Raw genomic sequence first — 20724 nt, forward strand, 5'->3', positions numbered from 1 at the left:
CGCTGCTCCGCGGTCAACGAACTCGGCCCAGCCATACACCTGCTCCCCGGAAGCCAGAACTGAATTTCTCAGTCCAACTTCCGGGGACCAGTTCAGGCGGCGGGTGCCCCTCCGGGTGTGGTCGGCGTCACCGAACGATCGGCTGCTTCCGCCGATGAGTTCCTCCGGCGCGCGTGGTCTCCCCAAACAACAAGAGTTCAGGAGGAACCCGCGTGACCCAACTGCTGAGAGTGCAGAATTTCAACGTTTCGCTCGACGGATTCGGTGCCGGTGAGGGCCAGAGTCTCGAGAAGCCGTTCGGCCACGCCGACCCCGGCGCCATGTTCGGCTGGGGCGGCGCCACGGCGAGCTGGCCCACCCGGACCGATCCCGGCGGCAGCCGCGGGCTCGACGACTACTTCACGCGGGACTTCGCCCGCAACATCGGCGCCGAGATCATGGGCCGCGGCAAGTTCGGCCCGCAGCGCGGCCCCTGGGAGAACCACGACTGGCTGGGCTGGTGGGGCGGCGAACCCCCGTTCCACACCCCGGTTTTCGTGCTGACCCACCACGTGCGCCCGTCGTTCACGCTGTCCGACACCACGTTCCACTTCGTGGACGGCGATCCGGCGACGGTCCTCGAACAGGCGCGGGAAGCGGCGCGGGGCAAGGACGTCCGGCTCGGCGGCGGAGCCACCACCATCCGGCAGTTCCTCGACGCCGACCTCGTCGACACCATGCACGTGGCGGTCTCGCAGGTGGAACTGGGATCCGGGTCGAAGCTCTGGGAATCGCCGGACGAGCTGCGCGACCGGTTCCACCTGGACGTCGTGCCCAGCCCGAGCGGCGTGACCCACCACCTGTTCTGGCGGAAGTGACGCGAGCCGGGCCCGGTGGTGAAAGATCACCACCGGGCCCGGCTCCTCTCCGCGGCGGATCAGGCCGTGACGGCCTGGCGGGGCTTGGCGAGGTCCCAGCGGTGGCGGGTCAGCACCACCGGCACGCCTTCGCCGCGGGCCTCCGCCGCGAACACCTCAGCCCGTGCCCGCCGCCACCAGACCACCGTCCGGAACGCGCCGAACAGCAGCATCGCCACCAACGCCAGCATCGCCACCCGGTACTCCGAGCCGCCCGGCATGTCCTGCGCCAGGTCCAGCACCAGGCCCACGAACAGCACGCCGAGCGCCGTCGCGGAGTGCCCGCCCGCGTTCGCCACGCCGGTCGCGGTGCCGACCCGGGACACCGGGTTGTAGTCCCGCACCAGGGCGAACGCCACCGCCGAAACCGGGCCGCCCAGGGCGAAGACCAGGAACGCCGTCGCGATCACCACCAGCGGCGGGCGTCCTTCCGGCCAGCCCAGCAGAACCACCCAGGACAGGGCGTTGAGCACCAGGTAGCCCAGCACGATCCACATCCGGCACTCCGGGCGGCTGCCGATCAGCGCGCCCACCACGGGCCCGCCGACGACCTGCCCGATGATCAGCAGGCTGAGCATCACGCTCGCCGTCGCCGCCGGCACGCCCAGCCCGTTGACCAGGTACGGGAAGCCCCACAGCAGGGTCAGCGCGCCCGAGACGAACATCGTGCAGAAGTGCGCCCAGAACGCCAGCCGCGTGCCCGGCACCGACCAGGCCTCGCGCACCTGCTGGAACACCGCACCGCCGCTGCGCGCCTGCGCGCCGCCGAGCGAAGCGTCCCGCACGACCGTCGACGTCACCGCCGCGTAAGCCAGCGTCAGCGCACCCACCAGCAGGAACGTCGCCGTCCAGCCCATGTTCTGCAACGCCAGCGCGAGCGGGAACGTGGCCGCAACGCCACCCAGCGCCCCCAGCGCGCTGGACACCGTTGCCACCAGTGCGTAGCGGCGGGCGGAGAAGTGCGCCGCCACCAGCCGCAGGATGCTGACCCACATCAGCGCGTCGCCGAGGCCCAGCACCGCGCGGGCGAGCAGGCCCATCGAGTAGGAATCGGCGAGGGCGAAGAGCATCTGCCCCGTGCCCAACAACAACACCGCTACGGTGATCACCTTCCGGGAACCGAAGCGGTCCACCAGCAATCCGGTGGGAATCTGCATGCCGGCGTAGATGCCGACCTGCAGGACCGTGAACGCGCTCAGCGCGGCCGGACCGACGTCGAACCGGTCGAGCGCCTGCGTTCCGGCGACCCCCAAGCTGCCCCTGTGAAATACCGCGGCGAGATAGGCGATCACCGCCGCGCTCCAGATCCACCATGCCCGACTCTCCGGTCGGTCGGCAGCCACGAAAGACCTCCTTGTTCAGTTCTGTGCAGCGAAAGTCGAAATCAAGATCATCGATGATCGATCGTTCACCGGGTTTGTCGTCGCGACCCGACGCGGAGTTACGCGAAACGCACGTGCACTGCACCACACTTCGCGCGCGTGTCCGTTTTCCGCGCGGTCAACGCACATTCACGCGAACGTCCACAGTGGATCGAAAGATCAGAGCTCGGCGACGACCTCGTCGAGCAGCCCGACCAGGCCCGCCAGCGCGGGGTTCTGGTCGTCCTCGCGCCACACCAGCGCCAGCGGGACCGACGGGGCGTCGTGCACCGGCACCAGCACCACACCGGGAACCTTCAGGTGCCCGGCGGTCATCGGGACCAGGCTGATGCCCGAACCGGCGCCCACCAACGACAGGATCGTGTGGGTGTCCGGCGCCTCCTGCACGAAGTTCGGGTTGTAGCCGCGCTGCAGGCACGCCGCCTGCACCAGCTGGTTGACCACCGAACCGCGGTTGGTCGGGTAGCTGATGAACGACTCGCCCTGCAGGTCGTCCAGCCCCACCCGCCACTCGCCGGCCAGCCGGTGCCCGTCCGGCAGCGCCACCGCCAACGGGTGCTGCTCCAGCTCTCGCACGCAGAGACCCTCGGTCGGCACCGGCAGCCGTAGCAGCCCGGCGTCGACCTCGTGCTGGTTGATCTGGTCCACCAGCTCGCCGCCGTAGAGCGGGCTGAGGATGTCGAAGCGCACGTTCGGGTAGCGCTCGCGGAACTTCCGCACGATCAGCAGCATCACCCGGTACGACGTCTGGCCGCTGAAGCCCAGCCGCACCACGCCGATCTCCCCCGCGGCCGCCTGCCGCGCCAGCCGGGGCGCCGCCTCGGCGGACTGCAGCGTCTTGCGCGCCTCGCGCAGGAAGGCCTCCCCCGCCGCGGTCAGCGCCACCTGCCGCGTGGTGCGGCGCAGCAGCGCCACCCCGACCTCGTGCTCCAGGCGCTTGATCTGCTGCGATAGCGGGGGCTGGGACATGTGCAGCCGCACCGCGGCCCGCCGGAAGTTCAGCTCCTCCGCCACGGCGACGAACGCCTGCAGGTGGCGTAGCTCCACCGCTCCAACCTCCCGACCGCGAGCACCTTTGCCCAGGTCAGCGCCGATTATGTCGCGCGACCGAATCAAACCTACCCGAATTTGGTGTTAGACGGAACACACCCGCTGACCTAGCGTCGAGGAACCGCGTTCGCGATGCGGCGGGCGCCGGGCCCCGTCCGCCGCATCGGCGAATCCTGCGGTGTCCCAACGGGTTTCGACTCGCCGAGCAGCGCGGCGGGTGCCCGCGGTCGAGACGGAGCCAAGTGCGATGAGACGGCTTTCAGAGCAGGAAAGAATGGGGCGCAAGGCCGGGATCGCCTCGTTCGTCGGCACCAGCATCGAGTGGTACGACTTCTACATCTACGGCACCGCGTCCGCGCTGGTGTTCGGCAAGCTGTTCTTCCCCGTCGTGACGCCCGCGATAGGCGTCCTGGTCTCGTTCGCGACGTTCTGGGTCGGGTTCCTGGCCCGGCCGCTGGGCGGCATCGTCTTCGGCCACCTCGGTGACCGGGTCGGCCGCAAGAAGGCCCTGATCATCACGCTGCTGCTGATGGGTGTCACCACCGTCGGGATCGGCCTGCTGCCCACCTACGCCACCATCGGCATCGCGGCGCCGATCCTGCTGGTCCTGCTGCGCGTCGTGCAGGGCCTGGCGGTCGGCGGCGAATGGGGCGGCGCGGTGCTGATCGCGACCGAGCACGCACCCAAGGGCCGCAGCATCATCTCCGGCTCGTGGGCGCAGCAGGGCTCGCCGTCCGGGCAGATCCTCTCCTCGCTGGCCTTCACCCTCGTCTCGCAGCTGCCCGACGAGTCGTTCTACAACTGGGGCTGGCGGATCCCGTTCCTGGCCTCGGCGGTGCTGGTGGTGCTGGGGCTGCTGATCCGGCTGAGCATCGAGGAGTCGCCGCAGCTCACCAAGCTCAAGGAGACCGGGCAGACCGCGAAGTTCCCGCTGCTGGACACCTTCCGGCACCACACCGGGCTGGTGGTCCTCGGCGTCTTCGCCTGCGCGATCGTCTTCTCCGCCTCGTACTTCAAGAACACCTTCGCGGTGTCGTGGGCGACCAACGAGCTCGGCTTCCAGCGCGAGACGTTCATGACCGTGGTGCTCATCGCCAGCATCACCCAGTTCTTCGTGCAGCCCTTCGGTGCGGTGCTGGCCAGCAAGTACGGCGTCCGCAAGATCGTCACCATCCTGCTCGTCGCCGAGCTGCCGGTGATGCCGCTGATGTTCCTGCTGATCAGCACCGGCAGCTTCGCGTGGTCGGTGGTCGGCATGGTGCTGGCGACCGTCCCGCACGTGATGTTCTACTCGATCCTCGCCGGCGTGCTGGCCGACGCGTTCCCGGCCCGCGTGCGCTACACCGCCATCTCGCTGTCCTACGGCCTGGCCGGGACGCTACTGGGCGGCACCACACCGATGATCGGCCAGCTGCTGCTGACCGCCTCCGGCTCGATCCTGCCGGTGATCGGCTGGGCGCTGGTGACCGTGCTGATGTCGCTGATCGGCGTCCGAATCCTGTTGACCCGGTCCGCGCAGCGCGCGGACCAAGAAGCCGCCGAGCCCGCCGTGGCCGGGTGAACGAATGGCTCGAAAGCGGCTACCGCCGCTCGCAAGGCAAGACCTGGCGAAGGAGTGAGGAGAACGATGGACCCGAACGTGTTCGACGACGTGCTGCGCACGGTGCGCGACTTCGTCCGCAACGAGGTGGTGCCCGCCGAGGACGAGATCGACGAGACGAACGCGATCCCGCAGCGGGTGCGCGAGACCGCCGCCGAGATGGGGCTCTTCGGCTTCGCGCTGCCCGAGGAGTACGGCGGGCTGGGCCTGTCGATGAGCGAGGACGTCCGGCTGGCGATGGAGCTGGGCTACACGGTTCCGGCGTTCCGCTCCATGTTCGGCACCAACAACGGCATCGCCGGGCAGGTGATCGTCAAGTACGGCACGGAGAAGCAGAAGCAGGCGTGGCTGCCGCGGCTGGCCGCCGGAGAGGCGATCGCATCGTTCGCGCTGACCGAGGACGGCGCCGGCTCGGACCCGAGCTCGGTGCGCACCAAGGCGGTGCGCGATGGTGGGGGACAGTACGTGATCTCGGGCGCGAAGCGGTTCATCACCAACGCGCCGCAGGCCGACCTGCTCGTCGTGTTCGCCCGCACCGACCAGGAAGCCGAGGCGCACAAGGGCATTTCGGTGTTCCTCGTCGAGACCGGCTTGGACGGGGTCCGGATCGGGCCGCCGAACGCGAAGATGGGCCAGGCCGGGGCGCACACCGCCGAGGTGTTCTTCGACGACGTGCGCGTGCCGGCCGAGGCGATCGTCGGCGGCCAGGAGGGCACCGGATTCGCCGCGGCGATGTCGTCGCTGACCCGGGGCCGCCTGCACATCGCAGCGATCTGCGTGGGGCTGGCGGGCCGGATCGTCGAGGAGTCGGTGCGCTACGCCGCCGAAGCCGAGCAGGGCGGCAAGCCGATCAGCCGGTTCCAGCTGGTGCAGGCGCTGCTGGCCGAGTCGCAGGCCGAGCTGTACGCGGGCCGGTCGATGGTCCTGGAGGCCGCCCGGGAGTACGACTCGGGCGCGGACACCCGGCTGGCGCCGTCGTGCGCGAAGTTGTTCTGCAGCGAGATGGTCTCCCGCGTCGCCGACCGCGCGGTGCAGGTGCACGGCGGCTCCGGCTACATGCGCGGCGTCCCGGTGGAGCGCTTCTACCGAGACTCGCGGGTGTTCCGGATCTACGAGGGCACCAGCGAGATCCAGAAGCTGATCATCGCCAAGCAACTGCTCCGCCAGATCTCCTGACCCGGTTCCCCGCAATTTCAATGGAAATCGAAGGTCCGATTTCCATTGAAATTGCGGCACCACCGGTCACCCGGGCACGGATCCGGCCGAACGCGAACGATATTCGCTTCCCTTTGCTAGGAGGACTCTGTGGGCGCCGTCGACAACACGGCCATCCAGCGACTGCTGCATCCCCGATCGATCGCCATCCTGGGCGCCTCGGACAACCCGATCAAGTTGTCCGGCCGGCCCATCGAGCTGATGAAGCGGTTCGGCTACACCGGTCGGTTGCTGCCGATCAACGCGCGGCGCTCCGAGGTGCAGGGCCTGCCCGCCTTCCGCAGCCTCGACGACATCGACGGCGACATCGACCTGGCGATGGTGATGCTGCCCGCCGACAAGGTCGTCGACGGGGTGCGGGATTGCGCCAAGCGCGGCATCCCGGCGGCGATCGTCGGCGCCTCCGGCTTCGCGGAGGTCGGCGGGCGCGGCGAGGCGCTGCAGCAGCAGTTGCAGGACGTCATCGCCGAGACCGGCATCCGCGTGCTGGGCCCGAACTGCCTGGGCATGTTCAGCCTGCGGGACCGCGCGCTGCCCACGTTCACCTCGGCGATGGACGACGGCGGCGAGCTGCGCGAGGGCCCGGTGTCCTTCGTCAGCCAGAGCGGCGCGTTCGGCACCTTCATCTTCAGCGCGGCGCAGGCCGCCGGGCTGGGCATCTCGCACTTCCTCAACACCGGCAACGAGGCCGACCTGTCGGTGGCGGAGGTGCTCGGCGGGCTGGTGGAGACCGACGAGACCAAGGTGCTGATGGCCTACCTCGAAGGCGTGCACCACGGCCGCGAACTGCTGCAGGTGGCCCGCCGCGCGCACGAGCTGGACAAGCCGATCCTGGCGGTGAAGGTCGGCCGCTCGGAGGCCGGTGCGCGCGCCGCGCAGTCGCACACCGCGTCGCTGGCCGGCGAGGACGCCGTGTTCGACGGCGCGACCCGCCAGCACGGCATCGTCCGGCTGGACGGGATGGAGCAGCTGCTGGACGCCGGCCTGGTGTTCGCCGACGGCAGGCGCGCCCGCGGCAGGCGGCTGAGCACGCTGTCGCTCTCCGGCGGTGCCGGAGTGCTGATGGCAGACCAGGCCAGCAGCAACGGCCTCCAGGTGCAGCCGTGGGACGAGGCGTGGCAGCGGCGGATGGCCGAGGTCATCCCGCCGTTCGGTTCGCCGCGCAACCCGGTCGACCTGACCGCCACGCTGATCAGCGACCCGGGCATGCTGCGCCGCGCCCTGGAGATCACCGTCGAGCACCCCGGCACCGACATGATCGCGGTGCTGCTGGGCAACTCCGACAACGCGTCCGGCCCGCTGATCGACGCGATCGAGCAGGCCTACCGCTCCACCGACCGGCCGCTGGTGGTGGTGTGGACCGGCGGCAGCGGGCGGCCGCGCCGGCGGCTGCAGGACCTGGGCATCCCGTGCTTCACCGATCCCGGCCGGGCGGCGGCGGCGCTGGGGAAGCTGGCCGACTTCAGCCTGCGCCCGCCGCTGCCGGCGGCCGAGCGCCCGGTCGACATCGACGACCAGGTGGTCCGCGGGATCCTCCAGGACGCCCGGGAGCAGGGCCGCGTCCAGCTCAACGAGTACGAGTCGAGCCGGTTGATCGCCGCCTACGGCGTGCCGTGCTCGGGGGCGTTCCCGGCCGACGACCCGGATGCGGCGGTGGCCGCCGCGCGGGACCTGGCCGGTCCGGTGGCGGTCAAGCTGCTGTCCGACCGCATCGGGCACAAGTCCGACATCGGCGGGGTTCGGCTTGGCCTGACCGGTGACGCGACGATCCGCACCGCCGCCGCGGAACTGCTGGACATCGCGCGGGAGGCCGGCGATCCGGCGGCGCGGCTGCTGGTGCAGCGGATGGCCGGCGGCGACACCGAGCTCATCGTGGGCATCAAGCGCGACCCGGCCTTCGGGCCGGTGGTGGTCGTCGGGTTCGGCGGCGTGCTGGTGGAGGTCCTCGCCGACAGCCAGGTCGGCGTGGCGCCCCTGGACGCCGACGCGGCGAAGCGCCTGCTGACCTCCCTGCGCGGCAGCCGCCTCTTCGGCGAGGTCCGCGGCAAACCCGCGCGGGACCTCGACGCCGCGGCGGACGTGGTTGCCCGGCTGTCCTGGCTGGCACACGACCTGGCGGACGACATCGCAGAGCTCGACGTGAACCCGCTGCTGCTGGACCAGGTGGGCGAGGGCGTCGTCGCGGTGGACTGCCTGGCGGTGCTGACGAAGGCCGAGAAGTGAGTGCGGTGCCGCAATTTCAATGAGGCTTTTCCAACCTCAATTTGCGTGGCGGTGCAGGTAGCGGAACCTCAGAGGCTCCCTGGACTGTGGGTGCCCCTCCTGATGTATGCCCAATACACGGCAGAGGGGCCGTCCTCGCCAGGAAACCTCTGAGAACCCGCGGCGGTGCCAGTGTCGTAGGTGGGTTATGCGCCTGCGGCGCATGCGACAGCCCATCGACGCACAGCTTTGCGACCCGCAGCTGCGGGCCGACCAGGATGAAAAACGTTCAATGGAAATCGAACCTCTGATTTCAATGGAAATTGCGGGCCGGCACGGCGCCGAGAACCAAGGAAGGTACGGAGATGAGTGAAGTGACGCCCCCTGCCGGGGCGGCGCCCGAGGCGGTGTTCCGCGACGGCCTGACGGCCGGTGAGCTGCGGTTCCAGCGCTGCGGCAAGTGCGCGGCGGCGGTGTTCCAGCCGCGCGTGCTGTGCCCGGCGTGCGGCAGCGACGAGTTGGACTGGGAGCGCAGCAGCGGCCTCGGGACCGTCTACTCGACGACCGCGGTGCGCGGGCGCGAGGGGATGCACAACGTCTCGCTGATCGACCTCGACGAGGGCTTCCGGATGATGTCGCGCGTCGACGACGTCGACGCCGATCAGGTCGTCATCGGCACCCGCGTCGGATTCACCACGGTCGAGCAGGACGGGGCGCCGGTCGCGGTGTTCCGGGCCGGAGGACGACACGTCCAACAACCCGCCGCCGCGCGTGACGGCCGACGGGGTGCGGGTGTCCCGCAGGACAAGGAGCAGTCATGACGTTGCGCGGCACCACTGCGGTCGTCGGCGTTGCCGAGTCGGACCTCGGCCAGGTCGCGCCGGGCCTGACCCCGCTGGACCTGGTCGGGCAGGCGACGGTGCGGGCGCTGGCCGACGCGGGCATCCAGAAGTCCGAAGTGGACGGCCTGTTCACCGCGTCGTCCTACTACCCGATGTCGGGCATGGACACCGCCGAATACCTCGGCATCCGGCCGAAGTACGTCGACGGGTCGACGATCGGCGGCAGCTCGTTCGTCTCGCACCTGCTGCACGCGGCCGCGGCGATCAACGCCGGGGTGATCTCGACGGCGCTGATCGTCTACGGCAGCACCCAGCGTTCCGACGGCGGCCGGCTGGTGTCGCCGTCGAAGGCGAACCCGTTCGAGGCGCCCTACCGCGCGCGGCACCCGATCAGCATGTACGCGATGGCGACGGCGCGGCACATGCACCAGTACGGCACCACCCGCGAGCAGCTGGCGGACGTGGCGGTCGCGGCGCGGCAGTGGGCGCAGCTGAACCCGGTGGCGTTCGCCCGCGACCCGCTGACCCGCGAGGACGTGCTGGCCGCGCGGATGATCAGCGATCCGCTGACCAAGCTGGACTGCTGCCTGGTCACCGACGGCGGCGGCGCGGTGGTGCTCACCAGCGCCGAACGCGCCCGGCAGCTGCCCGGCAAGCCGGTGTTCCTGCTCGGCGCGGGCGAGGCGACCTCGCACCGCAGCATCTCGGCGATGCCCGACCTGACGGTCACCGCGGCCGCCGAATCGGGCAGCCGCGCCTTCGCGATGGCCGGGCTGTCCCCGCAGGACGTCGACGTGGTCGAGCTCTACGACGCGTTCACCATCAACCCGGTCCTGTTCCTGGAAGACCTCGGGTTCTGCGAGAAGGGCGAAGGCGGCGCGTTCGTCGCCGAGGGCCGGATCGCGCCGGGCGGGAAGCTGCCGGTGAACACCAACGGCGGCGGGCTGTCGTACTGCCACCCCGGCATGTACGGGATCTTCACCATCATCGAGGCGGTGCGGCAGCTGCGCGGCGGATGCGGAGCCCGGCAGATCGAAGGCGCCGACGTCGCGCTGGCCCACGGCAACGGCGGCGTGCTCTCCAGCCAGGTCACCGCGATCTTCGGCACCGAACGCACCCTCTGACCAACCAACCACAGTAGACGGTCCGGAACTTCCCGCAGTTTCAATTGAAACTGTGCGGGTGCACGGCACGTCCGGGCGCATCGGGGGGACGCCCGGACGTGCCGCACCGGCAGTCATCTTTGAAGCGGCGAAGCCGCTTAGCCAACCCTCGCAACCGGCACCGCCGCGGGTTCTCAGGGGTCTTCTCGCGAGGACAGCCCCGACGTGGTGAATTGGCATTCATGATGTCGGGGATCCCACAGCGAGAAGGCCCCTGAGGTTCCGCCACCCGCACCGCCACGCAAACCAAGTTCAGGACAATTCTTAGGAGGATTGCAGATGTTGCAGGGCAAGGTGGCCGTCATCACCGGCGGCGCCAAGGGCATCGGGTTCGCCATCGCGGAGAACTTCGTCGCCCAGGGCGCGAAGGTCGTGCTCGCCGACATCAACGCCGACCACGCCCAGGAATCCGCGGACAAGCTCGGCGGCAAGGGCACCGCGCTCGGCGTGGCCTGCGACGTCACCGACCCCGACGCCGTGCAGGCGGCGATCGAGGCGGCCACCGGCGAGTTCGGCTCGCTGGACGTCATGGTGAACAACGCCGGCATCACCCGCGACGCCACCATGCGCAAGATGACCCTCGACGACTTCGAGGCGGTCCTCGACGTGCACGTCAAGGGCGCCTGGCTGGGCACCCGCGCCGCGGCCGCGGTCATGCGCGAGCAGGGCAGCGGTTCGATCGTGAACATCTCCTCGATCTCCGGCAAGGTCGGCATGATCGGCCAGACCAACTACAGCGCCGCCAAGGCGGGCATCGTCGGACTGACCAAGGCCGCCGCCAAGGAGGTCGCGCACCTGGGCGTGCGGGTCAACGCGGTCCAGCCGGGCCTGATCCGCACCGACATGACGGCGGCGCTGCGCGAGGACGTGTGGAACGCCAAGCTCAAGGAGATCCCGATGCAGCGCGCGGGCGAGCCGGAAGAGGTCGCCGACGTGGTGCTGTTCCTGGCCTCCGGCATGTCGTCGTACATGACCGGCTGCGTCCTGGAGATCACCGGCGGCCGCCACATCTGACGCCGCACAACGACGAGGGCGCCGCCTCCTGCGCGAGGCGGCGCCCTGTCGCTGCTCAGCCGCGCAGCGCGACCGGGAGCCCGGTCAGCCTGCTGCTCTGGAGACCACCGAGGCCGGTCTGCCGGAGCTCGCCGAACGGGACCGCGAGGCGGGCGTCGGGGAAGTCGGTCCGCAGCACCGAAGCCACGGCGCGCAGTTCGAGCTGGGCGAGCTGCGCGCCGATGCAGAAGTGCGGCCCGGCGCCGAAGGACAGGTCGGGGCCGGCTGGGCGGGCCGGGTCGGTGTTGATCCCCAGGACGTCCACGAGCACGGGTGCCCGGGCGGGCAGCCGCGCACCGGCCAGCTCGACCTCCTCATTGGTGAACCGCCAGAGCGTGAACGGCGCGGGCGGGTGCATCCGCAGCGTGTCGCGGACCAGTTCGTCGACGGCGTCCTCGTCCGCCGGGATCCCGTGCGCGCCGTCCGCGAGCAGGCGCGCGATCAGGAAACCGAGGGCCGCGTCGGTGGTGAGCTGTCCGGCGAAGATCAGTCCGAACAGGTGGTACCGCAGCTGGTCCCGGGTGGTCTCCGGGGCGACCCGGTCGCGCAGCTCGGCGGCGAATCCCGTGCTGTCGTCGCGGATTCCGTCCTCCGCGAGCCCCGAGAGCTCGGCGATCGCCCTCCCCTGCGCGCCCGGCTCGGCGCTGAACATCAGCCGGCAGGCGTCGGTTGCGCGGTCGAGGTGGTCGAGCGGAACGCCGAGCAGGTCCAGCAGGACGGTGAGCGGGTAGCGGGTGGTGAAGTCCGCCACCAGGTCGACGTCCGCGCCGCCGGCGGCGAGCTCGGCGAGCAGTTCCCGGGCGATCGCATGGATCCGGTCGGAGTGCTGGTGGATCCGCTTCGCCGCGAAGATCGGTGCGTGCGCGCGCCGCAGCTCCGCGTGCTCCGGCCCGTCGAGGGTGGTGAGGGACGGCTGCTCGGCGGCGGTCCGTTCGAGCCCGGCGCGCTGCGGATCCCAGTCCAGGGGCGCGAATGCGGGGTCCTTGACTATTCGCGGGTCGACCAGAACTGCGCGGGCCAGCGCGTCGTCGGTCACTATCCACGCTCGCCCTCCGGCGGGCGCTTCCACCTGGACGATCGGCCCGGCCGAGCGCAGCGCGGCACGCCTGGGATCCGGCTCGTCCAGGCCGCGGACGAACGGGGCGAACGGGTCTACGCCATCGGGGTGCGGCGCGTTGGTCATCGGGCTCTCCACGAGGTCTGGGGGTTCCCACTAGCTTCATCAACAAATTACTTCATAATGAAGCTAAAGTTGATAGGGTTGGATTGTCAACGCACCAACCACGGCAGCGACGCGGGAGAGCGAACGACCCATGACCGAGGCACGGCAACCCGACGACACCGCGGCGCGCAGCGCGCGCCTCCTGGACGGCCTCCGCAGCTTCGGCGCGAACTACACCGACCTCACCGGCCGCTTCGCGACGTGGCTCGGGCTGCACTCGACCGATGCCGCCGCCCTGGTAGAGATCCTCTACGCCGAGGACAAGGGAACCCCGCTGTCGCCGACCCGCCTCAGCGAACGCCTCGCGCTGACCACCGGCGCGACCACGAACCTGCTGAACCGCCTGGAAAAGCTCGGGCACATCGTCCGCACCCGCGAGCACGCCGACCGGCGCAAGGTGACCCTGCGCAGCAGTGCGCGCATCGAGGAGCCCGCGCGCGAGTTCTTCGGCCCTTTCAGCGAGCGCTTCAACGCCCTGGTCGCGCAGTACCCACCGGAGCAGCTGGAACAGTTCGAGAGCTTCCTCGACCAGCTATGCGCCACGATGGGCGAACTGCCGGACGGGGCGGAGTAGTCGCGGTCAGTCGCGGGGCGCGTCGTCGACGTCGGCGAGTTCGGCGAGGATCGCGCTGGTGTGCTGGCCGACCTCCGGGATCGGATCCATGCGCGGCTCCCGGCCCGCGACGGTCACCGGCGGCAGCAGGGTGCGCAGCGGCCCGGCGGGCGAGTCGACCTCGCGCCACCGGTCGCGGGCGGCCAGCTGCGGGTGCTCGGCGAACTCCGCCATCGTGCGCATCCGCGCGTTGGCGATGCCGACCTCCTCCAGGCGGGCTTCGATGTCCGCGCTGCTCAGCTTCGCGAACACGGCCTCGATGACCGCCTTCAGCTCGCCGACGTTCTCGACGCGCTTGGGGTTGGCGTCGAACCGGGGATCGGCGGCCAGTTCCGGCCGGTCGAGCACCTGCTCGCAGAACTTCACCCACTCCCGCTCGTTCTGCACGCCGAGGAACACCTGCGCCCCGTCACCGGCCGCGAACGGGCCGTACGGCGCGATGGCCGCGTGCCGCGCGCCGGCGCGCTTCGGCGCGGTGCCGCCGTATGCCGCGTAGTAGTACGGAAAACCCATCCACTCGCCCAGCGCGTCGAACAGCGAGACCTCGAACGCCGTTCCCTTCCCGGTGCGCTCGCGCTCGTACAACGCCGTGAGCACGCCGCTGTAGGCGTACATGCCGCCGGCGATGTCCGCCGTGGAGATCCCCGTCTTGGCCGGTTCGGCCTCGGTGCCGGTGATGGAGACGAGCCCCGTCTCGCACTGGATCAGCAGGTCGTAGGCCTTCTTGTCGCGGTAGGGACCGGAGCCGCCGTAGCCGGAGAGGTCACAGACGATCAGCCGCGGGTGCTTCGCCGTCAGCTCGGCCGCCCCGAGCCCGAGCCGCGCCGCCGCACCCGGTGCGAGGTTCTGCACGAACACGTCCGCGGTCGCCAGGAGCTTGTCCATGATCAACCGGTCGGCCAGTTCCTTCAGGTCGAGCGCGATGCTCTCCTTGTTCCGGTTGAGCCAGACGAAGTGGCTGGCCAGGCCCTTCACCGAGGTGTCGTAGCCGCGGGCGAAGTCGCCCGTCGGGCGCTCGACCTTGATCACCCGGGCGCCCAGGTCGGCCAGTTGCCGGGTCGCGAACGGGGCGGCGACGGCCTGCTCCAGCGACACCACGGTCACGCCTTCCAGCGGAAGCATCGACCCTCCAGGCGAGTATTTGTACGGCCAATTGCCCGCCAACATTGCCCCGCCCGACCAAAAGTTGTCAATGCCCACGATCACACCATGCGAGAGCAATGGCCGTACATATGCGCCGAGGCGACGCGACGACGTACCGGTTTCTGCGACAATCCCGGATGCCCGCGTCCGAGTGGCGACAAAGGGAACATGCCGGACGAGATCGCGCGCAACGAGGCCGCCGGGGAATTCACCCATCTCCTGCAAGCGGGAACGGTCAACGGCGAAGTGCACTTCCACGCGCCGCACACCGCGCGATCCGGCCGGCCGCCGAGACCGGTCACCGAGTCTCGATGCCCACCACCTCGGCCACCGCAGACCGCTGTCCCGCCCGCTCCTCGCCGACGCTGCTCCCGGCTACCTCGACGAGCAAGATCGCATCGATGCGCCCGCGGATTGGTTCGAACGCGGAATCCAGTGCGCCGCCGAAGAAAGCCTGCACGGCATCACAGCACTCATCCCCAGGCGTCGCCAAGCGGGCACCGGCGCAGCGGACGGCTACGAGCTCCACGACTACCTCAAGCAGCATGGCCAGGCCGTACGCCGAGCGGCTCTGGTCGCGGACTCGCTCTGGCAAGCGCTGCTGGCCCACACCGCTGAGCCGGAGGACCTGGAACGCCTGAGGTGAACGGCCTGTTCGCCTCGATAGACGAGGTGAACAGGCCGTTCGCTTCACCAGGTCAGGTGAGGTGGCGGCGGAGGAAGTCGAGGGTTCTCGGCCAGGCCGTTCGGGCCGAATCTTCGTGGTACGTCGCCGGGTTCTGGTCGTTGAAGAACGCGTGTCCCGCCGGGTAGACGTGGATCTGCGGGCGGACTTCGGACTGCTGCTGGATCTTGTCGCGCAGTTCCGCTACCGCGTCCATGCTGATGGATCGGTCGTATTCGCCGAAGTGGCACAGCATCGGCGCCGTCAGTCCCGCGAAGTCCGTGTCCGCCACCGACGGCAGGCCGTAGAACGGCACCACCGCGCCGACCCGGTCGCCCTGCTGGGCGGCGAGCACGATCGCGAACTTGCCGCCCATGCAGAACCCGACCGCCCCGACCGCCGAACCCGTCACCGAGTCGTGCGCCAGCAGGTAGTCGACCGCGCCGGAGAGGTCCCGCGCCGCCTGGTCGACGGGCAGCTCCTGCATCAGCCGCGCCGCCTCCTGCGCGTCGTGCGTGGTGTGCCCGCCGTAGAGATCGGGCGCCAGCGCGACGAATCCCTCCGCCGCCAGCCGGTTCGCGATGTCGGCGACGTGGTCGGTGAGCCCCCACCACTCCTGGATCACCACCACGCCGCGGCCCGAACCGGACGGCGTCGCCAGGTAACCGTGCGCCGTGCGCCCGTTGCTGGCGAAACTGACGTTCTGGTGCGGATTCGTCACGCTGGTACTCCTTCGTCCGGCCGACCCCGACCGGCCCATCGTCGCGCTCGGCCGGGCTGATCGCACACGGTCACACCGCGCTGCCGGGCGAACCGCCCGGCGAAGATCGACAACGTACCGAGGACCGGCGGCACCTGCCAAGGCCCGGCCCGGTGATCCGCGACGGGGTCAGACGAGGACGCCCGCGATGGTGGCGCTGAGCAGGTTCGCCAGCGTCGCCGCCATGATCGCCCGGACGCCGTCCTTCGCGATCCAGCCGCGGCGGCTGGGAACCAGGCTGCCCAGGCCGCCGAGCAGGATCGCCAGCGAACCGAAGTTGGCGAACCCGGTCAGCGCGAACGTGATGATGGTGGCGCTCTTCTCGCTGAACTGCCCGATCTGCGGGCCGAAGTCGGCGAACGCGACGAACTCGTTGATCACCAGCTTCTCGCCGACGAACCCGCCGGCGGCGACCGCCTCGTGCCACGGCACGCCGATCACCCACATCAACGGCGAGAACACGTGGCCGAGGATCTGCTGGAGCGTGAGGTCGGGCAGCCCGAACAGCCCGCCGACGCCGCCCACGATCAGGTTGACCAGCGCGATCAGCGAGACGAACGCGAAGAGCATCGCGCCGACGTTCATCGCCAGCTTGAGGCCGTCGGCGGCGCCGCCGGCGGCGGCATCGATGATGTTGCGCGGCTTCTCCTCTGCCTCGGCCTCCACGGCGGTCTTCGTCGCGACGGCCGCCTCCGACTGGCCTTCGTCCTCGGCGGAACCGGCGGAACCGGCCTCGGCCGGGGCGGACTCGGCCGGGGCGGGCTGCTCCTTCGCCGCGGGCATGACGATCTTCGCCATCAGCAGACCGGCGGGCGCCGCCATGAAGCTCGCCGCAATCAGGTTCTCCAGCTTCGCGCCGAGCAGCGCGTAGCCGACCATCACGGTCCCCGCCACGGTCGCCAGCCCGCCGACCATCACCGCGAAGAACTCCGAGCGGCTCATGCTCTTCAGGTACGGCCGGATGGTCAGCGGTGCCTCGGTCAGGCCGAGGAAGATGTTCGCCGTCGAGTTCAGCGACTCCGGCCGGGTCGTGCCCAGCACCTTCTGCAGGCCGCCGCCGATGATCCGCACCACCCACTGCAGGACGTTCAGGTGGTAGAGCACCGCGGTCAGCGCCGAGATGAAGATGATGATCGGCAGCACTTGGAAGGCGACGACGGTGCCCTGCGACGGCAGGATCGGCCCGACCATGAACTCGATGCCCTCGGTCGAGGCTCCGATCACCTTTCCGACCGCGTCGGCGGCGGCGCTGAGCACCTGCTTGCCCAGGTCCCAGCGCAGCACGATCACCGCGAAGGCGATCTGGATCAGCAGCGCACCGATCACGGTGCGGGGATTGATCGCGCGCCGGTCGGTCGACAACGCAAACGCGAGCAGCAGCACCACCAGCATGCCGCCGATTCCCCACAAGACCTGCACCTGAACCGCCCCTCCCGGTGCCGCCGCGAGAATCCGCGGCGGAGTACTCGAACGCGGGAATTCTCGCTTCCCGCGAATTCGAACGACGAGGCGGGCGGCCGCTCCGGGCCGGGCGCGCAACCGGTCGATCACGGTCCGTCGCGCCCGGCAGGCCGGTCAGCGGTCGGCGAGCAGCGGGATCGTCCGGCGGCGTCCCCAGGCGATCACCAGGAACAGCAGCACCAGGGCGAACGGCATGAGCGCGACGACCGGCCCGTCGAGCACGAACACCTGGGTGATCGTCGCGCCGACCATGACGCCGGCGAGGCCGAGCGCCGCCGGCCCGGCCAGCCGGGGCACGAGCAGGCCGATGGCGCCCAGCAGTTCGAGACCGCCGGTCAGGTACCGGAACCACTGCCCGAGCCCGATCAGGTCGAACATCTGCACCGCCGTCGGGTCGCCGAGGAGCTTCGGGGCCGAGGCGAACACGAAGAACGCCGCCAGGAGGATCTGGAGCACCCAGAGCGCCACGTTCGCGCCCCGCCGCTGGGAAACCGCCGCATTCGAACCGATCGTCATGACTGGCACACCCTCTCCGCACCGGATGGAAGTGTTCACTACTCCCATAGACCGGGAGCGCGACGAGAACTCATCGGTGCCGTGCGACAGGCCACGACCTGATCCAGATCCCGCTGCCGGACCCGGCTCAGGAGCGCGCCGGCTGTTCGATCGGGATGAGCCGCGTGAAGAAGAGCGAGACCCCAGCGATGAGCGCGAGCACCGCGTCGGCTGCGCGCAGGGCCTGCAGCCGCGCGACGGCGTTCTCCTGCACGATCGCGGAAGCGGTACCCGACGGCAATCCGGTCGCGGCGAGGGCCTGCTCCAGTGCGGCATCGGACAGGAAAGGAGCACCGCTGACGAGCTCGACCTCGGCTTGGGAGGTCACCTGGGGCGGCACGCTCGGGTTCTGGCTGATGCCCTGCAGGAACGATGTGGTCAGGGCAGCGATGAGCACCGAACCGGCCAGCGCGGTGCCGACCGACACGCCGAGGTTCGTGGCGGTGTTCTGGAGACCACCGACCTCGCCGGTCTGTTCGTCCGGGACCGCGGAGACGGTCACGCTGCCCAATTGCGAGGCCAGCGAGCCGATGCCGAGCCCGGCCAAGAGCATGGGCACGGTCGTGACTTCGGGGCCGGCACCGAGCTCGACCGCCGCCAGCAATGCCACCAGCCCGCCGAAGAGGGCGACCAGACCCCACTGCACCACGCGACGCGGTGATGCATCCGGCCACACCTTCGGGATGCCGACCGCGGCGAGGAGCAGGGTGATGGACAGCGGCAGCAGGCGCACGCCGGTCTGCAGGGCGGTGAGTCCGAGGGAAACGGACAGGAACAGCGGCACGATGAAGAACAATCCGGCCTGCAAGAGGAACTGGAAGAAGAAGATCGTCAATCCCCCGCGAAGCTGCCGATCGCGCAACATGGCGGGGGCGATGAGCGGCTCCAGGCCGTGTGCCACGCGCCTGCGCTCGCACGCGAGGAACACCCGGAGCACGAGCACGCCGGCCAAGATCAGCCAGATGGTGGCGGAGACGCCCAGCAGAGCTGGTGCGTCCGGCTTGGGCGCCACCCATCCCCAGCTGCTCGAACGCAGCACCGCGTAGACGACCAGCCCGAGCCCCACCGCGGACAGCACCGTGCCGACGAGATCGAAATCCGGGCGGCGGTGCGGCGGTGCGTCCGCTACGCGGCGTGCGAGCAGGACGATCACGATCACGATCACGACCTCACCGGCGAAGACCCACCGCCACGAGAAGTACGTGGTCACGAGGCCACCGACGAGCGGCCCCACGGCGACGGCTATCGCGCCGGCGGACGCCACGAGCCCGTACGCCCGCGGCCGCTGGGCCTGCTGGAAGTTCGCGGCCACGAGCGCGACGATCGCCGGCATGATGAGCGCGGCGCCCAGCCCTTCCAGCAGGGACCAACCGAGGATCAGCACCCCCAGGCCGGGGGCGAGCGAAGTGGTCAGGGAGCCGCAGCCGTAGATCACGCAGCCGACCGTGAACGCGCGGCGTCGGCCGATCAGGGTACCGATCTTGCCGCCGGTGATCATGAACATCGCCATCACCAGGGCGTAGAGCGTGATGGCGGCCTGGATGCCGCTCACCGTCGTGCCAACGTCCTCGGCGACCGTCGCGATGGACACGTTCATCACCGAGGTGTCCAGCGTCATCAGGAACTGCCCCACTGCCAGAGTTCCCAGCACCGTCCCGCCGCCGGTCCCCCTCCTCACCTGCATGCGGCAATCATCTGCGGAGGACGACGTCGCGGCAGCGCGGCCCGTTCGAATGATCAAGGGCGGCAAGGGGGTTTCGCGCCGGCTCAGTCGGCGACGACCTGCTCCAGCACGGTGGTGAACGCCTCGCGGTCCACGCTCGCCGGGTCCTGCGCGAGCCATCGCCCGATCTCCCGCACGAACTGCGCCGGGGTCATCGGCGACACCGGATCGCCGTCCTGCTCGACGGTCGTGACGTCACCGGCACGGCTCGGGTAGATCAGGACCACGCCGCGCACCTCGACGTCGGGCAGCATCTCGGCGAAGGTGTCGACGCCTTCCGGCAGCCGGGTCGCGCCGCCGCGGAAGAGGTGGCCGTTGCGCCACAACTCGCCGTCCTCGTCGGCGGTGTAGTGGCCGGGCAGCCAGCTCTTGGACTCCACGAGCACCAGCCGGCGCCCGCACAGCACCGCGTGGTGCACGTCCTCGAACACCGAGTCGGGCCAGGCCAGGCCGTGGAACACGCGCACGCCCGGCAGCCGGGTCAGGTACTTCGCGCACAGCTCGGCGGTCAGCTGCTGCGCGCGCTCGTGCTGCGCGTCGGGCAGGCCGAAGATCCGGCGGCCGCCGAACTCGGAGACGAACGACCGGTCGATCCGGTGGGCCCGGATGTGCCGCCGCAGCAGCAGCACGATCACCACGCCGGAGGCCACCAGCAGGGACAGCCAGGCGGCCAGCAGCATCGCGGTCAGCTCGACGGCGAGCCCGGCCAGCAGCAGCATCGACCAGCCGCCGACCAGCGCCAGCGTCGGCGCCCGCTCCGGGCCGGTGACCGGCAGGTAGCGGACCCGGGTGCCCGGGTCGACGGTGTCCCACCAGGGAATGTCATCCGGGCGCAGCCGGGGGATCTTCGGCACGTAGTCCGGGTCTTCGCCGAAATCCCGCCGCCGGCGCCGTTGCGACGCGCGCGGCCGGGGCGCGGGCTCGTCGACGCGGTCGTAGTCGGCGCGGCGCACCGGATCGTTGAGCGTCTCGTAGGCCTCTTGCAGCAACCGGAAGGTTCCCGCGGTGCCGCCGACATCGGGGTGCATGCTGCGCGCCAGCGACCGGTAGGCGGACTTGATCTCGGCTGCCGTCGCGTCGCGGTTCACGCCCAGCAGCTCGTAATAATCGACCCCGCGCACGGCCCTCCCGCCTCCCACCACTGCGCGGTCATGATAGGGCTTGCGCGGAATTCAAGATC

The 20724-nt window shown here is 70.2% G+C and carries 18 protein-coding genes; 8 read left to right on the forward strand and 10 right to left on the reverse strand.

The genetic code is table 11. From position 1 onward, the window contains the following. Positions 1 to 212: 212 nt before the first annotated feature. Positions 213 to 857, forward strand: coding sequence for a dihydrofolate reductase family protein (locus AC07FN_RS35550; RefSeq protein WP_478399583.1), 645 nt, complete (start codon positions 213 to 215; stop codon positions 855 to 857). A gap of 59 nt (positions 858 to 916) precedes the next feature. Here AC07FN_RS35550 and AC07FN_RS35555 read toward each other — a convergent pair whose 3' ends face one another. Next, positions 917 to 2239 (reverse strand): MFS transporter, encoded by a 1323-nt coding sequence (locus AC07FN_RS35555; RefSeq protein WP_358573351.1) that lies wholly within the window; start codon positions 2237 to 2239, stop codon positions 917 to 919. 198 nt (positions 2240 to 2437) lie between these two features. Further along, positions 2438 to 3325, reverse strand: coding sequence for a LysR substrate-binding domain-containing protein (locus tag AC07FN_RS35560; protein WP_478399584.1), 888 nt, complete (start codon positions 3323 to 3325; stop codon positions 2438 to 2440). Between the two features lie 250 nt (positions 3326 to 3575). On the opposite strand from AC07FN_RS35560, the gene AC07FN_RS35565 reads away from it, so the two are divergent. From AC07FN_RS35565 to fabG, 6 genes are all read left to right on the forward strand, one after another. Then, positions 3576 to 4889, forward strand: a complete 1314-nt coding sequence (locus AC07FN_RS35565) for an MFS transporter (RefSeq protein ID WP_478399585.1) — start codon at positions 3576 to 3578, stop codon at positions 4887 to 4889. Between the two features lie 66 nt (positions 4890 to 4955). Continuing rightward, entirely contained in the window at positions 4956 to 6104 is a 1149-nt protein-coding gene (locus AC07FN_RS35570; protein WP_478399586.1) for an acyl-CoA dehydrogenase family protein, read from the forward strand. A 129-nt stretch (positions 6105 to 6233) separates the two neighbouring features. Next, the gene (locus tag AC07FN_RS35575) at positions 6234 to 8366 is read left to right on the forward strand and encodes an acetate--CoA ligase family protein (protein ID WP_478399587.1); all 2133 of its coding nucleotides are present in this window, start codon (positions 6234 to 6236) and stop codon (positions 8364 to 8366) included. A gap of 344 nt (positions 8367 to 8710) precedes the next feature. Next, on the forward strand, positions 8711 to 9166 hold the full coding sequence (locus AC07FN_RS35580) for a Zn-ribbon domain-containing OB-fold protein (RefSeq protein WP_478399588.1): 456 nt from the start codon (positions 8711 to 8713) through the stop codon (positions 9164 to 9166). Continuing rightward, on the forward strand, positions 9163 to 10311 hold the full coding sequence (locus AC07FN_RS35585; RefSeq protein ID WP_478399589.1) for a thiolase: 1149 nt from the start codon (positions 9163 to 9165) through the stop codon (positions 10309 to 10311). Before AC07FN_RS35580 ends, AC07FN_RS35585 begins: the two co-directional genes overlap by 4 nt. 318 nt (positions 10312 to 10629) lie before the next feature. After that, a complete protein-coding gene (gene fabG, locus AC07FN_RS35590; protein ID WP_478399590.1) occupies positions 10630 to 11364 on the forward strand; it encodes a 3-oxoacyl-ACP reductase FabG in 735 nt (244 codons plus the stop codon). Between the two features lie 55 nt (positions 11365 to 11419). Here fabG and AC07FN_RS35595 read toward each other — a convergent pair whose 3' ends face one another. After that, positions 11420 to 12586: a cytochrome P450 family protein gene (locus tag AC07FN_RS35595; protein ID WP_478399591.1), complete on the reverse strand. Its 1167-nt coding sequence runs from the start codon at positions 12584 to 12586 to the stop codon at positions 11420 to 11422. Between the two features lie 130 nt (positions 12587 to 12716). Between AC07FN_RS35595 and AC07FN_RS35600 the strand changes: the two genes are divergently transcribed. Next, positions 12717 to 13199: a MarR family winged helix-turn-helix transcriptional regulator gene (locus AC07FN_RS35600; protein ID WP_478399592.1), complete on the forward strand. Its 483-nt coding sequence runs from the start codon at positions 12717 to 12719 to the stop codon at positions 13197 to 13199. 6 nt (positions 13200 to 13205) lie between these two features. Here the strand turns inward: AC07FN_RS35600 and AC07FN_RS35605 are convergent, their stop codons facing one another. From AC07FN_RS35605 to AC07FN_RS35635, 7 genes are all read right to left on the reverse strand, one after another. Further along, positions 13206 to 14360, reverse strand: a complete 1155-nt coding sequence (locus AC07FN_RS35605; protein WP_478399593.1) for a CaiB/BaiF CoA transferase family protein — start codon at positions 14358 to 14360, stop codon at positions 13206 to 13208. A 319-nt stretch (positions 14361 to 14679) separates the two neighbouring features. Beyond that, complete coding sequence (locus tag AC07FN_RS35610) at positions 14680 to 14928, reverse strand: hypothetical protein (RefSeq protein ID WP_478399594.1); 249 nt, start codon at positions 14926 to 14928, stop codon at positions 14680 to 14682. A 151-nt stretch (positions 14929 to 15079) separates the two neighbouring features. Beyond that, entirely contained in the window at positions 15080 to 15766 is a 687-nt protein-coding gene (locus AC07FN_RS35615; protein WP_478399595.1) for a dienelactone hydrolase family protein, read from the reverse strand. A gap of 168 nt (positions 15767 to 15934) precedes the next feature. Beyond that, positions 15935 to 17224, reverse strand: coding sequence for a NupC/NupG family nucleoside CNT transporter (locus AC07FN_RS35620; RefSeq protein WP_478399596.1), 1290 nt, complete (start codon positions 17222 to 17224; stop codon positions 15935 to 15937). 156 nt (positions 17225 to 17380) lie between these two features. Next, the gene (locus AC07FN_RS35625) at positions 17381 to 17782 is read right to left on the reverse strand and encodes a DoxX family protein (RefSeq protein WP_478399597.1); all 402 of its coding nucleotides are present in this window, start codon (positions 17780 to 17782) and stop codon (positions 17381 to 17383) included. 127 nt (positions 17783 to 17909) lie between these two features. Next, positions 17910 to 19505, reverse strand: a complete 1596-nt coding sequence (locus tag AC07FN_RS35630) for an MFS transporter (protein ID WP_478399598.1) — start codon at positions 19503 to 19505, stop codon at positions 17910 to 17912. 83 nt (positions 19506 to 19588) lie between these two features. Further along, entirely contained in the window at positions 19589 to 20665 is a 1077-nt protein-coding gene (locus tag AC07FN_RS35635; protein WP_478399599.1) for a DnaJ domain-containing protein, read from the reverse strand. Positions 20666 to 20724 lie beyond the last annotated feature (59 nt).

It is taken from the genome of Saccharopolyspora sp. NPDC045941 (assembly GCF_056431445.1).

Bases quoted from the DNA above. Each gene is read 5' to 3' on its own strand.
- AC07FN_RS35565 (WP_478399585.1), top strand. From the start codon at position 3,576: ATGAGACGGCTTTCAGAGCAGGAAAGAATGGGGCGCAAGGCCGGGATC.
- AC07FN_RS35570 (WP_478399586.1), top strand. From the start codon at position 4,956: ATGGACCCGAACGTGTTCGACGACGTGCTGCGCACGGTGCGCGACTTC.
- AC07FN_RS35580 (WP_478399588.1), top strand. From the start codon at position 8,711: ATGAGTGAAGTGACGCCCCCTGCCGGGGCGGCGCCCGAGGCGGTGTTC.
- AC07FN_RS35585 (WP_478399589.1), top strand. From the start codon at position 9,163: ATGACGTTGCGCGGCACCACTGCGGTCGTCGGCGTTGCCGAGTCGGAC.
- fabG (WP_478399590.1), top strand. From the start codon at position 10,630: ATGTTGCAGGGCAAGGTGGCCGTCATCACCGGCGGCGCCAAGGGCATC.
- AC07FN_RS35595 (WP_478399591.1), bottom strand. From the start codon at position 12,586: ATGACCAACGCGCCGCACCCCGATGGCGTAGACCCGTTCGCCCCGTTC.
- AC07FN_RS35600 (WP_478399592.1), top strand. From the start codon at position 12,717: ATGACCGAGGCACGGCAACCCGACGACACCGCGGCGCGCAGCGCGCGC.
- AC07FN_RS35605 (WP_478399593.1), bottom strand. From the start codon at position 14,360: ATGCTTCCGCTGGAAGGCGTGACCGTGGTGTCGCTGGAGCAGGCCGTC.
- AC07FN_RS35610 (WP_478399594.1), bottom strand. From the start codon at position 14,928: ATGCTGCTTGAGGTAGTCGTGGAGCTCGTAGCCGTCCGCTGCGCCGGT.
- AC07FN_RS35625 (WP_478399597.1), bottom strand. From the start codon at position 17,782: ATGACGATCGGTTCGAATGCGGCGGTTTCCCAGCGGCGGGGCGCGAAC.
- AC07FN_RS35630 (WP_478399598.1), bottom strand. From the start codon at position 19,505: ATGCAGGTGAGGAGGGGGACCGGCGGCGGGACGGTGCTGGGAACTCTG.